The sequence below is a fragment of the Desulfohalobium retbaense DSM 5692 genome (genome assembly GCF_000024325.1).
In the GTDB taxonomy this organism is placed as follows: domain Bacteria; phylum Desulfobacterota; class Desulfovibrionia; order Desulfovibrionales; family Desulfohalobiaceae; genus Desulfohalobium; species Desulfohalobium retbaense.
Map to the genome: position 1 here is coordinate 1,496,893 of NC_013223.1, position 15,282 is coordinate 1,512,174.

Consider the following 15,282-nt stretch of genomic DNA (forward strand, 5'->3'; position numbering starts at 1 on the left):
GAATGGTTTTCGAGTCATATCCGGGCCACACCGAGAAACACGGCGTGCAGGGCCACGATCAAGACCACGAAGGCTTGGTGCGCGGCGCCCGCAGACAATCCCGGGAAGTCCAACCGGAGTTGTCCCTCCGGGCAGGCGGCAAGGCAATCACCGCACAGGGTGCAGGCCAGCCCGGGACGTCCCCGCTCAAAATCTTCGGTATCCAGGGCATTATAGCGGCAGACGCGCTGGCACCGCCCGCACCGGCTGCAGCCGCTACCGATCCTGAGTCGCCACGGACTCAGGCGGGAGAGGATATTGGCCACAATGCCGATGGGGCAAAAGGTCGTGCAATGGACCATCATGCCCTGGCGCCGCGAACCTACAAGCATGACTGCGACGCCGGCAAGCCCGAATCCACCAGCCATCGCCACCGCCAAGCGCGGTTCCAGGCCAAGCGCACGCAACCCCCAGGCCGTGGCCACGACAACAAACAGCAGTATCAGCCGAAGCCAAAGGGTCCAGCGCGGCGGGGCAGCGGGGCGTTTGCCACCACTCCGGCTCAAGCCGTCGTCCCAAGCGCCGATATAGCACAAATGACTGCACCAGGCCGGCCCGACGAGCAGCACGGTGACGGTAAACAAAACAGGCATGAAGAGTCCACCGCCGCGATAGACTGGGCCCGCAGCGATAAGCGCCGGGACGGGAAGATGGAGGTCTCCGCTCATAAGAAACTGTTCCAGGCCAGCGAGTCCCAAAGCGAGTTGGGCGAAAAAAACCACAGAAAAAAAGCCCCAAAGCCGTGGCCGCCACTGGAGCCGCTGTTCGGGATCGAGAAATTTGGTCCCGGCCCAAACCGCATAGAGCCCAAGCACCAGGATTTCCAGCCACCCCGAGCCGGGCCAGAACCGGTCCGCCAATAGTATGGGAAACGGCGTGCTGCGCCGAGCCAGGGCGAGCAAGACCACAGTGAGCAGAAAGATCGCAGCCAGGGGGCCTTGCTGGGAGCGATGGCGGGGGGAGATCCGTTCAGCGCTGGAATGGACAAAGAGCCATCCCGTTGCCGCAGTCACCGTAAACACGGTGCCGAGAATCCCGGCCAGCCGGGCCCACGGCGCCCCAAGGGCCAGTCGGAACTGCACCAGCTCCACTGTGGTCGTGCCCCAGATCCAGACACCCCAGAGACAGGCCGCTGCTACAACCCAACGCACCCACGCCTGACGGGTCAGGACAAGCCCGCCCAGACCGAGCCAGGCCCCGCTCAGGCCAAAATCGCCGAGGCGAAGACTGTGGGCAGCCAGCAGCAGGCAGACCAGCACCCCCAGACTGCGGCGCATCACGGCTGGGCGCATATCTCCTCCGACAACGACCCCGGACCGGGATGGAAAAGAGCTACATGCCCTTGAGCGACCAGTGTTGCAGCCAGGGCGGCGCGTTTGGCACCCAATCGGGTCCGGGGAGACCAGTGTTCGGCCCACCACGCCGCCGTGGCCGAGAGAAGGTCCAGGGCCTGCTGATTGGAAAAGAGTCCGGGAAGTTCCAGCGCCAACTCGGGATGACGCCCCAACCGTCCCCCAATCATGACCCGCCATCCCGACAGGTATCCCTCAAGGGCCCTTTCCGTACAGACTCGCTGGCAAGCCCCGCATTGCATGCAGGTCAAGGGGTCGATACACACGCCCGCCAGATCGAAATGCAGAGCCCCTTCGCGGCAGGCGGCCAGACAGTTGCCACACAAGGTACAGCTTGTCCTTTGACACCTGGGGCGCACCGCCCGGATAAAGCCGATATCAGCGATGGGAGGGCGAGAACACCCATTGGGACACCCAGCCACGCTGATGCGCAATCTGTCGTGGGCCTTGGCAGGGCTGCCGCCGGCTGGCTGACAGACCCCGGGCCAGGGTGTGGCCTGGACCGCTCCGGCCATCCTGTCCGCAATCCCCGGGGAATCGATAAGGGTCCGCGGACACCCGCCACCGCGAACCCCCCGGCAGATATTGATTTCAGTCGTGGAATCCTGCATAGATCACCAAACCAATGTTTCCCCTGATAGGGGGGTTGTGCCTGCTGCCTGATTGTTGAAAAATTCGTATAGCGCAGGTCGTTCAGCAATCCCAAGGGACTGCGAGAAAACGGTCAAGGTCGCAGCGTACGTATTTGTACCCAGGAATTTGAACCTGTTGCAATTTCTGCCATTGGGAGATTGGCAACGGCCAGCTCCAGCCAGACCACGCTGCACGTCCACCCCCAAAAAAGAGCACATGGATTGCTATGGAAACAACCCAGACATTGCGCCAGGCACCGCTTTTCACCGGCCTGACCGACGAGCAGCTGGAACGGTTGCAGGGCATCAGCCAACGCCTCAGTTTTGAACGCGGCCAGACCATTTTTTCCGAAGGAACGGAAGCCGCCGGGTTCTACGTCGTCTTGTCCGGACGGATCAAGATCTTCAAACTCTCTCTGGAAGGCAAGGCACAGATCCTGCACATCTTCGGTCGGGGCGAACCGGTCGGCGAAGTGCCCGTCTTTGCCGGACAGACTTTTCCAGCCAACGGCGAAGCCCTGGAGAAGGCCGAAGTGGCCTTTTTCCCGCGCAGGAAGCTGCTCGAGCTCTACACCTCTGATCCCTCGCTGGCCATGAATATGCTTGCGGTTCTGAGCCAGCGGCTGCGCGAGTTCACCAGGTTGATCGAAAACCTGTCCCTCAAGGAAATCCCTCAACGGCTGGCCGCCTATCTCGTCGAGCGCCAGCATCAGCTCCCGGAGACAAGCGACGTGACCCTGGACGTCTCCAAAGGGGTTCTGGCCAAGATCCTCGGGACCTCCCAGGAGACCTTGTCCCGAATTTTAAACAAGCTGAGCGAGGCCGGCATCATCCAGGTCAAAGGACGCCGGATCAGCATTCTGGACCCCGATCAACTCGAAGAGGTCGCCGAGGGGGAGATCCGGCTCTAACAAAAAAAGCGTCCCCCACGCTTCAGACCTCTCGAGATAAACTCCCCAGCTCATCTTTTGCGCCGGCACCCTTTGGGGTGTGCCGCACGGCTGCCTGACACGGTGTTTTGCAACAGGGCTCCTGTCCACCACTTCCAGTAAAAGTCCGCTTCGTCAGGGCAACGTCTGACGAAGCGGTGATTCTGGAAACGGATGGGCACCCGCGCGGCCGCCTGGTGCCTTTCTATTGGGCCATGACCAGTTCCTGACCCGGCAGCGGCTCACGGGAGAGGATTTCCCCGCGGGTGGAGACGAGCACATTTTCCACAGGCACCTCCACGCCGGTTCTTCGGCGCGCCTCGGCCACGATTTTCGGCAGGCCCGAACAGCAGGGCACTTCCATATGCAGCACGGTCACCGAACGGATATCGGCCTTGGTGAAAATCTCGACAAACTTCGCGATATATTCTTCGGCATTGTCGAACTTGGGGCAGCCGAGCAAGGCCACTTTGCCTTGCAGCAAGGAATGGTACTCTCCGCAGGCCACAGGGGCGCAATCGGCGGTGACCAGGAGATCGGCTTGGTCCAGAAACGGCGCATGCGCGGGGACCAACCGGATCTGCACCGGCCAGTGCGACAAACTGGAACCACTCTGCGTGGTCGGCGCATTTGCCTGCTGACACGGCGAAAAGGAATGCAGCTGGCGAGAGGGGCAACCGCCGGAGGAGGGCTGCTGGACAGCACGCCCCTGCGCGGCGAGGAGTTCCTCCACAGCCTTTTCATCAAAGGGGTCGGCTTCACGTTCGATCATGGTAATCGCCCCCTGAGGGCATTCGCCCAGGCAATTGCCGAGGCCATCGCAATACTTGTCCGCGACCAGTTTGGCCTTGCCATTGACGATCTGGATGGCCCCTTCCTCACAGGAGGGCACACACTGGCCGCAGCCGTCGCAAAGGTCTTCGTCGATATGGATGATTTTTCTGGTGGTCTTCATGGTCACTCCTTTGTGGATGTCAAAAAAGCTAGTCGGTGTCGTCGAGGCCACCATGCCCCACCTGCAGAAATGCGGCTTTGACGCGGATCAAATTTGGCGAACATCCTCGGTTCTTTGACGGATCCAGTGGATTTTTGGAGTTTGCCGTCTGAAATTCCATGCCCTGTGACGAAGAGCCACATCCTCATAGCCTGAAAAGCCCTGAAAACTCCCTTTTACGATTCGCCCCGGGCCCGCGTCTCCCTGGCCGACCGAAGGCAAGGGCACCAACCACGCAAGGGCCCAAACAAGCGCCAGCCGATGACCGCAACATGCCGCCAATCGCCTCTGTCCCCTGCGTAAACCCAGCGACTGCTTCTTCCCTTGCCTTCACAACGATTTCGGGATAGATATGGAAGATGCGGGTTTTGCGCACAGAGCGGAAACTCGCATTTCTTTTGTCCTGAGCCCCCGAGGCACGACTCGTTTTTTGGAGAACACACCATGACCCCCAATGCACACCATTTTGACGTTATTATTGTCGGTGGCGGACCGGCTGGTCTGTTTGCCGCCTATTATCTGGCCGAACATTCGGACAAGAAGGTCCTGCTGCTGGAAAAGGGAAAAGACCCGCGCAAGCGGTATTGCCCGATCACTGCGGAGCAGGAATGTCTGCGCTGCCAACCGTGCAACATCCTTTCCGGTGTCGGTGGCGCCGGGCTGTTTTCCGACGGCAAGCTCAATTTCATCCACAAATTGGGCAAGACCGACCTGACCCAATTCATCTCCAAGCCAAAGGCCCAGCGGCTGATCGACGAAACAGAGTCGATTTTCAACACCTTTGGCATGGACGGGCCGGTCTTTCCCACTGATATGGACACAGCCCGGGAAATCCGCAAACAGGCCCGCAAAGACGGCATCGAACTTTTGCTGATCAAGCAAAAACACCTTGGCAGCGATTGCCTCCCCGGCCATATCGCCGGCATGCACGATTATGTGGAACAAAAAGGGGTGCGCATCCACTGCAACGAATCCGTGGAAGAAGTGCTGGTGGACAACAACCGTATTCAAGGCGTGCGCACCAGCAAAGGGAACTATACTGCCGAGTCCGTGATCCTCGCTCCGGGACGCGTCGGCGCAGAGTGGATGGGCAAAATCGCCCAGGGTTTGGATATTCCGCTCAGTCAGCGGGGAATCGAGGTCGGGGTCCGGGTCGAGGTCCACAACGAGATCATGCAGGACCTGACCGATGTCATCTACGACCCGACCTTTTTCATCCAGACCAGCAAATACGACGATCAGACCCGGACCTTTTGCACCAACAAGGGCGGCTTCGTCTCCCTGGAAAACTATCAGGACTTCGTCTGCGTCAACGGGCACGCCTACCTGGACAAAAAATCCGAAAATACCAATTTCGCCTTCCTGTCCAAAGTCGTGCTCACTGAACCGGTCACGGACAACCAGGCCTACGGAGTCTCCATTGGCAAGCTGGCCTCGCTTATCGGGGGCGGCCGTCCGATCCTGCAACGCTTCGGCGACCTCAAACGGGGACGCCGTTCCACTTGGCACCGTATCCGCAAGGGATATATCGAGCCGACCCTGAAAAATGTGGTCTGCGGCGATATCGCTATGGCCTTGCCGGAACGGATTTTGACCAATCTCGTGGAGGGATTGGAAAAACTCAACCACGTCGTTCCCGGCGTCGCCAATGAAGAAACCTTGCTGTACGCCCCGGAAATCAAGTTTTTCGCCACCCAGGTCCAGACCAACAGCCGCCTGGAAACCAAAGTGCGCGGCCTCTACGTCGCAGGCGACGGTCCCGGTGTGGCCGGAAATATCGTCTCCGCCTCGGCGACAGGCTTGATGCCGGCCAAAGCTATCTTGGGACACGAGATCTAGCAGCCGCCGCAAACCATCTTCACGCAGTCCCGGCAAAAAATGTTCGGTTCAGCGAATCTGTCAGCCGAGATCCGTGGTCAGCGACCAGATACAATAAAGGCGGGCACCAGCAGGTGCCCGCCTTTATTGTATCTGGTCGCTGAGTCTTTCAGCCAGCCAAGCACGCTTTACTTTCCAGCCAACTCCTCCCACGCCAAAGGAAGCAGACATTGGAAACCTGAAGGGTCGTCGGTTTCGCATTGCTCCCGACACCCCACACATTGGAAACTGTTCTGGCCGTGGTGGATATACCATTTAGCCCGTTCAGGATGCGGACAGCGGAAAAAATCGTAGACTTCCGGTGCCACCGCCCCGGCGAACGGAATATACCCGGCCTGTGTTAAATACTCCAAAAAGCGCATATCTGTTGTCTAGCCTGTCAAAGGGGGGCTTGCCAAGTCTGAAGCCGTTTACGAATGCAGACTGCCTTGACGAAGTGGCGGGCCCATGGACAAATTCCGCTGCGCGAGTTATCTCACGAATGAAAAGGAGACAAGGGCGCGAGCTCGATGATCCTTGTCAGACGCACAATCCTTTGGCGCATTGCCCCATGAACCGGCTTCCAAGGCTGCAAAGGACGGGGTTGGACAACGGACCGCGTCCTTTTGCACCAAGACACGGAAAGGAGGACTACCCATGCCACAGAGTCTGCATTGTGTACTGAGTGGAAAAGTTCAGATGGTCGGTTTTCGCACCTGGGCCCAGGACCATGCTCGAAGCCTGGGACTCGGTGGTTGGGTCCGCAATCTGCACGATGGGCGGGTGGAGATCCTGGCCCAGGGTGAAATGGAACAATTGGAGAATTTCAGAAATCGCATCCTGCAGGGGCCCTCATTGGGGCGGGTCGATAAGGTGGAATGCGATTGGATAGATTACGATAAATCCTTTGACAAATTTGAACTGCGTCGCTGAAGCGATTTCCCGGCACCGCGTCACATAGAGCAGCGTCGGGGCACGAGAGTGATATGGCTGGCAAGAAAAACAAAGCCCAATACGAATGTATGGCGGATTCCCTGGCTGAGGAAACCCTCAAGGAAGCGGCGGACAGTTTTTTCGGCCAACGCCGCAGTATTGAAAACGCCCTCCAGGAATACCAGGCCAAGGTGGAGCAGTTGCGGGAGATTCAGAAAGAGGTCTTCCGCAGCCAGGCCACACTCTATTTCCTGCTGCGCTCTGGCAATCCGCCGACAGTACGGGGCTTTTACACCTCTATAGGCGTGGATCCGGATGCGGTGCCCATACCGCCCGAGAACACCCCACCGGATCTGGGGTGCCTCCGGGTGCCATGGGGCATCCGGACCAAGAGCCGCTACGGCGCTCTTGTCCGCGAGACCTATGCTGAGGTGGTCCAGACCGCCCACGCCTACATGTACGGCCGCTATTACAATGATCCCGAGAATCCCCGCTGCAAGCGGGTGACTGTGCATTACAAACAGCTAGAGCGCATGTGCCGGGAGATCACCGCCAAGATCGAGCAAGCCAATCAGTTCAACACCCCCAGCCAGGCCTTGCAATTTTCCAAACAGCTCAATGTGGAACAAACAGAAAAGGAATCCCTGGCGGGCATTCCCCTGCAATACAATCTTGACGAAGATATGGCCTTTGTCGCTCCGGATTTTACCTGTGCCCGTCTCGACGCCTATCCCGACTTCCCAAAGGCAAAAGAGGTCGACAGCCACATCAAGTCGTACGCGGCTGAACTGTACGCCCAGGCCCCAAAAGAGATTGAAACCATCATCACTACGGTCAAGAAGACCAAACCTGCCTCCGGCTGAAGGGGGCGAGACCTTCTTGTTCCGGGCCAATGCCAGAATCTAAGCCCTCAAAGGAGTTGAACATGGCCGACATCCTCGGTATCAGCGGGAGTCCCCGTCGCGGTGGCAACAGCGACGCCCTGGTCCAGACCATCCTCGCCGGCGCGGCAGAGACCGGCACCTCGACCAAAGCCTTCGCTTTGCGCGATATCCAGTTTTCCTCCTGCGTCGGCTGTGAGCGGTGCCGTAAAGACAAGGCCTGCACCCGGTTCATAGACGGCATGAATGTCGTCTATCCCGAGTTCGAGGCGGCCAGAGGACTGGTTCTGGTTTCCCCTGCCCACAACTACAATATCACCGCCTTGATGAAGGCCTTTATCGATCGCCTGTACTGTTATTACGACTTCACCGACGACCGGCCCCGGGTCTTCTCCAGCCGCCTTGCCGGGCAAGGGCGCCAGGCGGTGGTCGTTGGCATCGGCGAGCAGCCGGAACATGAAAACGCGATGGGCATAACCATCGAAATGCAGACCAAGCCGCTGGAGGCCCTGGGCTATGGTATTGTCGACACGCTGACCGTGTATTCCGTGTTCGACGCTGGTGGCGTGAAACGACTCGAGGAGACGATGGCCGCGGCCCACCGCATGGGCCGGAGTCTTGCAGAACACCTGCCATAAAAGCATCCTGCGGCACAACTTCCAGACAAGCTGTCCTGTTTATATCCGCCGTCCATGGGCGGCGGTGCGGGCCTGAGAGGCCATAGCAGTGAACGACAACGGCCGGCATCCTTTCATCCAGGGTTGCCGGCCGTTGTCGTGTGCAAAAAGGGCGATCAGTGACGAACCAGATCCCATAGGGCCTGCATATTGGCCACATCCTCGTGCAGGTCCTTGCTCTTCGGGGTTTCCAGGATAAACGGAATCTGTGCCAACGCGGGATCATTGACCACGTTGGCGAATCCCTGGGAACCGATCGTTCCCCGGCCGATATGCTCGTGGCGATCTTTCCGGCTCCCGAGTTCCCCCTTGGAATCGTTACAATGAACGCACTGCAAGCGGTCGAGTCCGAGGATGCGTTCGAATTGGTCCCGGGTCTGCTGGTAGCCTTCTTCAGTGCGCAATTCGTAGCCGGCGGCAAAGACGTGGCAGGTGTCAAGGCAAACGCCGAGGCGCTCAGGATACTGGGAATGCTCGATGATCCAGGCCAGTTCCTCGAAGCGGGCGCCGAGGTTGGTGCCTTGTCCGGCCGTGGTTTCCAGCAGGACCATGCCCCGGCTGGTTTCCGATTCTGCAAAACAACGGTCCAAACGGTCCACGTAGCGTTGCAACCCCTTTTCCGGACCGTCGCCAAGATGCGAACCGGGATGGGTGACCAGACCTGATATGGACAGGGCCTCAATCCGCCGCAACTCTTCGGTAAAGGCGTGAATGGACTTCTGGACCGCCTCGTCTTTGTTCCCGGCCAGATTGATGAGATAGGAGTCGTGAGCGACCACAGGATACTCTCCCCAATCCTCCCAGGCAGCCAGAAAATCGGCGACTTCCTGGCTGCTGAGCGGCGGGATTTTCCATTGGCGCTGGTTGCGGGTAAAAATCTGCAGCGCTGTCCCCTGAACAGCCCGGATGTGCTCGAAGGCGTTACAGAGATTGCCGGCAATGGACATATGGGCCCCGAGATATTGCATGAACGAGCCTCTCTGACTGGTGAAAAATTTCGCCTACCGCAGGTCGTTCACCCCCCAAGGGACGGCGACAGAAAATTCATGGTCGCAGCCGAGATATTCGTACCGACGAGTCTGAACGTATTCCAGTTGCTACCATTTTGAAATCTTCAACGGCCTGCTCTGCCTTGGCGTTGTCTGCTTGCGCTTGAGGGGCCGGATTCAGCCAGGCACCCCCAGCCCTACAATTCAACCGTGGAGACCAAGGCGCACCCTGGCCTTGTCCTGCTCGGAGATGGCCGTGTCAGCACTCTTGCGAAAGACCTGTTCTGCCGCGACCTCCTGCTCAGCGATGAGAAAAGATTGGACCACCGCAGTACGTTGCGCGGCCAAGGCCTGCAATTCATTGGCCGTGACCGCGATCGTAGCCCGGATGCGCTCTTCCATTGTCTCCAGGGAGAGATCCTCATCTGCGGGCGCCTTGTCGCCGGCTTCGTTCAGGATTTTCTGATAAACCTGAACCACGTACTTTCGGTATTCCTCCTGATCACCAAAGGAGACCGCTCCAATGTCCTGCGGCGCCACACCGGCCTGCTCCAATTCCCGATATTTCGCCCCTTTGATCCGGTTGTCGAAAGCACGGTCACGCATGGCCTGACGATCGGCTGCCGAATCGACCAGACCTGTGAGGTCGATCTGTAATCGAGGCCGTTTTTTCAGGGCTTCGGCCACGGTTTGGAGCTTGGTGCGGGCCATGTCCGTCAAATCGGCCCGACCCGGGGCAAAGGAGACGAAGCTGACATCCTCGCCGCTCCCGAACATGGAGCCGATGAAGCTGAAGGGCGCGGAGGCAATGTTCCGAAAAACCCCGATGATCGCCTTCATGATCACCCCGCCAAGGCGAAATCCGGGATCATTGAGGTCGCCTTCGACCGGAACGTTGAGGTCCATGTCCCCCTGGCCGTCCTGCAAGAGCGACAAGGCCAATTTGACCGGGATGTTCGGGGCATCGGGGTCGTCGACCTTCTCTCCCAGCACAAAACGTTCAAAGCGAAACGCATTGGAGGCCTGCAAGGTATTTTCCTTGGTTGCAATGGAGGATTCCCAGGAAAGCTGGCCGGTGGACACCGGATAGGCCAGATATTTGCGCAAATACGGACTCAAAGTGACCATATCCAGATTGGACAGGGTCAGGGTCAGATCGGATTGCACTGGACGTGCAAACGGCGCGATTTGCCCCTGGAGATAGAGCGGGGCGTGGCCTTCGATCCCGGCTTTCAGCGTCAAGCGCGAGGGCTCGGGAGATCCCAGGACCAATTCGTCCAGCGAGGCGGAAATATCTTGCAACGAGGTGGACATGGCCGGAGAAAATGTCTGATCGGCAAAGGCCACATACCCTTTTTCGACCTCAATCTGGTTCACAGCCAACTTACGTTCCCGAGCGTTTTCCTGTGGTGCGGACGTATCCGATGCGCGAGGCGTGGCGGAGCGGGTGGCGTTTGTCTCGTGCGCCGGTTCGCCAGAGAAAACGGTACGGAGATTGAGTCGCCCGTTGGCATTGACCTTGAGGTCGGCGTAGGGTTCGACCAGTTGGACTTTGCGGATTGTGATGGCCTGCTCCGGCAGAGCCACGCTGAACCCGTTACACGCCAGTCGCGTGACCCCAAGCAGTGTATCGGGATCACCGCTGGCTCCGGCCTCGAACTCCTTGAGCGCCAAATCCCCGCTCAGCTGAGGCGCAATCCCGTCTCCAGGACGCAATTTCCAGGTCCCCGTTCCGTCTACAACCCCCCGGCGCAAGGAGAGTTGCATCGACCCCGGCACATACATCCGGCCGGCGCGGATATCGAGATCGTTCAGGGCAAAGGAGCCGGTCCCGGTCAGTGTTTTCGGATCCAGATTCCCGTCCAGGGTAAGATTCCCCCCGGTGTTCAGACTTCCGCTCAACGCCAATTCAAGGGGAGTGGCCAGGGCTGAATCGATATGCCGCAGCGCAAGATCGATGTCGGAAACAGTGAGTGCATCCGGACGGGGCGCGGCCTCATCCTGCCAGCGCACAGTCCAGTCGGCCAGAGTACTCTCCTGGACCCGGACCCGCCAGGCCGGGGAAGCGTCCGCTTTATCCCGGCCCGCCCCGGCGTGGGCCGAGGTTGCAGTCGAAGCTTTTTGGCTACCGACCTCTCCCAACAGGCGCATGAGGTGCAGCTGGCCGTCGGCATGACGCTGGAGATGGACCTTGCCGCCCTGCAGATCCACAGCCGCAATGTGCACCGCTTGCCCATCAAGGCGCACTGTGCCGTTGGTCACATTCGCCTGCGGCAAAGAGAACAGTTCTGTGCCGAGTTGCGGATCACGCAGGCTCAGCCCCGAGATCGCAAGATCAGATCCAGCAAGATGCAACTGTTCATCGCTTTCAGGGGCGAAACGAAACGTGGTCCGCCCCTGGACTTGGCCTGAGGCGAGTTCAAAAGGCAGGGCAGGCTGGTAATAGGGCCCGTAGTGCGGCAGGGAGACTCCGTCAAACGCGAGTGAGCCGTTGGTCGCAAGCGCGGGGGCCAGACGCAGATCGCCTTTGACCTCAATTGTTTCTCCGGCCTTGGTCCGTGCCCGCGCCTGGAACGAGGCTGGGGAAGACGCGGTGGTGCTCAAATCACTGAGCGTTGCGTTCAGGGCAACCCTTTTCTCGATAGTCGAGGCGACACTGCGGTCCTCGAAACGGGCGATACCATTGGCGACGGTGAATGAGGCCAAGGAAAAGGCAAAAGGAGAGGAGGGCGGGTCAGGCGCTGTGGCATTGGCCGAAGCAGACGCCACGAAATAGCCGGCCCAATTGAGGTTTCCATCACCACGGCGCACCACTTTGGCAAAAGGGGCCTGCAGGCTGATGGCGTTCACCGTGGCCGTCTTTTCCAGCGGCGCAAAACGCTCGAGTTCCACCGCACCGGAGGCCAGTGAGACGACCGTGCCGTGTTCGGGTTCGCTCAGGGTACATTCGCTGATTGCGAGAGTCGCGTTGACAACAGGCATCCACGAGGAGTCCGGTTCCGAGGACCGTTCAAGGCCCACCCGTGTCGCGGCCCGCATTCCGTTCAAGTCCAGGGTGAACGGGGCCCCTGGCACGTCAAAACCGGCCGTTTGGACCTGCAGCCCACGACATTGAAGGTCCTCGAGCCGCAAAGCCAAATCGAGCAGGTCCCCAAATTGGAGATTCCCCTGCAAGCCGCCCATGGCAAGCACGGGATCTGAAAAATCAGCATCGCTGACCTCCAGGCCGCTAAGCTCAAAACGCCACGTAAAGGGGTTGAATGTGAGCTGGTCCAGAGCAACTTCTTTTTCCAGCCGCTCGGCGACCTGGTTTTCCAGAAGATAGCCTCCCAGCGCGGGTACCCCCCAGAATCCGGCTGCAGCGTAGAGTCCGAGCAGCAGACAGAAAAGAGCCAATGACCTTATGATCCAATGGAGCCGCTTCCAGCGCGCGCGAAGGTCTCCCATGTAAACGCCCCTTGTGGAGGTTGATCGTACAACGCGGAGCAAGGACATACACCCTGATTCCCACACGATACGACCTGGATAGGAGATTTAAAGGCAAAAATAAAGGAAGTTCTTCAACCAGCTTACGTCAGAGCCGAAACAGACGCCCTTGAATGTCTCACCTTTGTGCGCGTAGGGGCAAAGCCGGCCCCAAAAACGAGACACCTTCTCGTGACAGGACGCGAAGAAGATCACAAGGGACAAACCGCTTGCCGAGTCCGGGATACCAAAGCGGGGCGGGACCGGAAAACATATCCCGGGAAACCGAAAACACAGGCCCAGGGACGGAACATAAAAAGGCAGTTCAAGCACACCGCTTGAACTGCCTTATTTTTTGAATTGGTAGCGAGGGAGGGACTTGAACCCCCGACACTGCGGATATGAGCCGCATGCTCTGACCACCTGAGCTACCTCGCCCCGTCAAGAAGCGGTTTTATAGGTGGATCCCCCTTAAATGTCAAGGACAAAATGCGAAGTTTTTCTGTCTACTTGCAGACCCACAACGACGCGCCGGTGATCTGCGAACACAGGCTGCGTGAAACCGAGCCCATGAAGAAGCGGCCCATTAACCCGCGGTGTTCCTCGCCACTGCTGCCCACAGCCACGGCCGCATACCGTTTGGCGTCGGTTTCCTGGACGATGGCCGAGGCGGGATCGCTGCCGGTCAGCACTTGGGTCTGGATACGCTTGGCGTCGACGCCGTTTTCTTCGAGCATGCTCTGGGCGCTGCGAAAGACCGAGGCCGGATCCGGCCCGCCCTTGGTTTGGACGTGGCACAAGGTGATCGGATGGACCTCTTCAGCGAGCATGAACCCCACGTGGTCAGCCATGCGCAAGGAAGGATTAGAGCCGTCGACACAAAGCAGAACGCCGAAACGTTCCAGACCGATCTCCCGATTGATCCAGATGGGGACCGTCAATGTCTCCTCCAGGATCTGCTTGGAAATACTGTCACTGAGCATTTCTTCAAACCGGGAAATGCCACGCCGGCCCAGGAGAATCGCGTCGTAAAGACCTTTTTCCCCCTCCTGACCGATGTCCTTGACCGTGGTGTTGAAGGACCGAAAGCGAAAAATCGTGGAGATATTGCTCGGCGGAATCCCGGCGGCCAGCAATTTTTCCCAGGCCCGCTCCAGGGCGGCCCGGCCCTTTTTCTGGTATTGCGCGCTTTGCCGGGTGACCTCGGTGCGCTTCTCACCAGTTGGGGTCTTTCCAGAGGTGCCCAGAATATCTTCGGGATTGGGGGCCACATACATTAAAGTGATCTTGACCACTCCCTTGTGGCTGAAAAACTGGCCGACGAACTGAACAGCGCTGTGACTGCTCGCATCGTCACTGACCGTAAGAAGCAGGTGCTTTTCCATCGGTGCCTCCAGCGGCTTCTGCAGTGGGTAGAATATCGAGAACAAGGGCTTCCGGGGGAGCCAGAACACGGAACGGCGGCCCCCAGGTTCCGGCGCCCCGGGAGACGATGAGGTGCCGGCTGCCCTCGGAGTATATACCGTTTATATGCGGATAGGCCAGTCGGACAACCCAGGAAAAGGGGAACATCTGACCGCGATGGGTGTGGCCGCTGAGCATGAGGTCCACATCCTCCGGAACGTCGTCGGGCCATCCCCGGGGAGAGTGGGAAAGGAGGATATGGACAACATCCTCTCCCGGGTTGTCCGAGGCCTCGGCCAGCGCAGGGGACAGCCGTGCGCTCAAGGACCGTTGTCCCAAGGCCGGGTCGTTGACGCCGGTCACGCGCAAAGGGGTACTGGGGTTGAGGAGGCGACTTGCATTTTGCAAAACCCGGACACCGGCTTGCTCGTAAAAGGCGAGCGAAGCGTCGACTCCGGAATAGACCTCGTGATTGCCCAAGACTGCCCAAACGGGAAATTGTCGACTCAAACGGCGCACGAGATCCAGTTCCCGCTCCAGGAAACCGGTGTGGTCGTTGAGCAGATCCCCCCCGATACAGACCAGGTCCGGTTCGATACGCTCGCAGAGGCGGACGAGTTCCTCCAGACGGCCGAACGAAGGCATCAATCCCAGATGGAGATCGGAAAAGAAGACCAGGCGCAGCGGCGCAGCGGCTTGGGCCAAAGGGATTTCATGCCGGGTCACGTCGAAACGCTCCCTGGCCTCATACACGCCGTAGGCCAAAACAAGGCAGACAAGGGCCACCCCAGCCCAGAACCACGCCGCTCGCGGTGCGAAAACAGATTGCAGGGAAGCCGGTCCCCAGTGCAGGGCCACCCAGCCCACAGCGTATACTGTTTGGACGCAAAACAGGTAAAAAAGGACCCCGAGCCAGATATACGTCGCCCACCAGATCGATGTCAGCGCCCAGCGCGGCAGCCAATCCGGCACCAAGGCTGCCCACAACGGCGTCAGGCTCAAAAAAAGGGTCAACGGCAGGGCCGCGCTCCAGGCTCGGGCCGAAAACCCCAATTGCAGGCCGGAAAGACCAAAAACGACGATGTGCATCAGCCAATAGACAAGGAAAAAAACGACCAAAAACCACATCG

At 59.1% G+C, this 15,282-nt stretch carries 13 protein-coding genes and 1 tRNA gene; 5 read left to right on the forward strand and 9 right to left on the reverse strand.

Translation table 11 applies throughout. From position 1 onward, the window contains the following. Positions 1–14 precede the first annotated feature (14 nt). Both DRET_RS06385 and DRET_RS06390 read right to left on the reverse strand, forming a co-directional pair. Positions 15–1,331: a 4Fe-4S binding protein gene (locus tag DRET_RS06385; protein ID WP_015751712.1), complete on the reverse strand. Its 1,317-nt coding sequence runs from the start codon at positions 1,329–1,331 to the stop codon at positions 15–17. Further along, entirely contained in the window at positions 1,316–2,002 is a 687-nt protein-coding gene (locus DRET_RS06390) for a 4Fe-4S dicluster domain-containing protein (protein WP_015751713.1), read from the reverse strand. Before DRET_RS06390 ends, DRET_RS06385 begins: the two co-directional genes overlap by 16 nt. Positions 2,003–2,250: 248 nt before the next feature. On the opposite strand from DRET_RS06390, the gene DRET_RS06395 reads away from it, so the two are divergent. Further along, entirely contained in the window at positions 2,251–2,934 is a 684-nt protein-coding gene (locus DRET_RS06395; protein WP_015751714.1) for a Crp/Fnr family transcriptional regulator, read from the forward strand. Between the two features lie 223 nt (positions 2,935–3,157). On the opposite strand, the gene DRET_RS06400 is transcribed toward DRET_RS06395, so the two are convergent. Further along, positions 3,158–3,907: an ATP-binding protein gene (locus DRET_RS06400; RefSeq protein ID WP_015751715.1), complete on the reverse strand. Its 750-nt coding sequence runs from the start codon at positions 3,905–3,907 to the stop codon at positions 3,158–3,160. A gap of 483 nt (positions 3,908–4,390) precedes the next feature. On the opposite strand from DRET_RS06400, the gene DRET_RS06405 reads away from it, so the two are divergent. Then, positions 4,391–5,785 carry an NAD(P)/FAD-dependent oxidoreductase gene (locus DRET_RS06405; RefSeq protein WP_015751716.1) on the forward strand — a complete coding sequence of 465 codons (1,395 nt, stop codon included), beginning with the start codon at positions 4,391–4,393 and terminating at the stop codon, positions 5,783–5,785. A 167-nt stretch (positions 5,786–5,952) separates the two neighbouring features. On the opposite strand, the gene DRET_RS06410 is transcribed toward DRET_RS06405, so the two are convergent. After that, positions 5,953–6,186 (reverse strand): hypothetical protein, encoded by a 234-nt coding sequence (locus DRET_RS06410; RefSeq protein ID WP_015751717.1) that lies wholly within the window; start codon positions 6,184–6,186, stop codon positions 5,953–5,955. A gap of 274 nt (positions 6,187–6,460) precedes the next feature. Here DRET_RS06410 and DRET_RS06415 point away from each other — a divergent pair, with 274 nt between their 5' ends. From DRET_RS06415 to DRET_RS06425, 3 genes are all read left to right on the forward strand, one after another. Further along, positions 6,461–6,736 (forward strand): acylphosphatase, encoded by a 276-nt coding sequence (locus tag DRET_RS06415; protein WP_015751718.1) that lies wholly within the window; start codon positions 6,461–6,463, stop codon positions 6,734–6,736. Between the two features lie 53 nt (positions 6,737–6,789). After that, complete coding sequence (locus tag DRET_RS06420) at positions 6,790–7,599, forward strand: hypothetical protein (protein ID WP_015751719.1); 810 nt, start codon at positions 6,790–6,792, stop codon at positions 7,597–7,599. A gap of 62 nt (positions 7,600–7,661) precedes the next feature. Beyond that, positions 7,662–8,255: a flavodoxin family protein gene (locus tag DRET_RS06425; RefSeq protein ID WP_015751720.1), complete on the forward strand. Its 594-nt coding sequence runs from the start codon at positions 7,662–7,664 to the stop codon at positions 8,253–8,255. Between the two features lie 155 nt (positions 8,256–8,410). On the opposite strand, the gene DRET_RS06430 is transcribed toward DRET_RS06425, so the two are convergent. From DRET_RS06430 to DRET_RS12975, 5 genes are all read right to left on the reverse strand, one after another. After that, positions 8,411–9,262, reverse strand: coding sequence for a deoxyribonuclease IV (locus tag DRET_RS06430; RefSeq protein WP_015751721.1), 852 nt, complete (start codon positions 9,260–9,262; stop codon positions 8,411–8,413). 225 nt (positions 9,263–9,487) lie between these two features. Beyond that, entirely contained in the window at positions 9,488–12,730 is a 3,243-nt protein-coding gene (locus DRET_RS06435) for a DUF748 domain-containing protein (RefSeq protein ID WP_015751722.1), read from the reverse strand. Positions 12,731–13,109: 379 nt separating this feature from the next. Continuing rightward, positions 13,110–13,186 (reverse strand) — tRNA-Met (locus DRET_RS06440). A gap of 68 nt (positions 13,187–13,254) precedes the next feature. Then, a complete protein-coding gene (locus tag DRET_RS06445) occupies positions 13,255–14,133 on the reverse strand; it encodes a universal stress protein (protein ID WP_015751723.1) in 879 nt (292 codons plus the stop codon). Further along, complete coding sequence (locus DRET_RS12975; protein WP_015751724.1) at positions 14,102–15,280, reverse strand: metallophosphoesterase; 1,179 nt, start codon at positions 15,278–15,280, stop codon at positions 14,102–14,104. The genes DRET_RS06445 and DRET_RS12975 overlap by 32 nt, the downstream gene beginning before the upstream one ends. Positions 15,281–15,282: the final 2 nt, after the last annotated feature.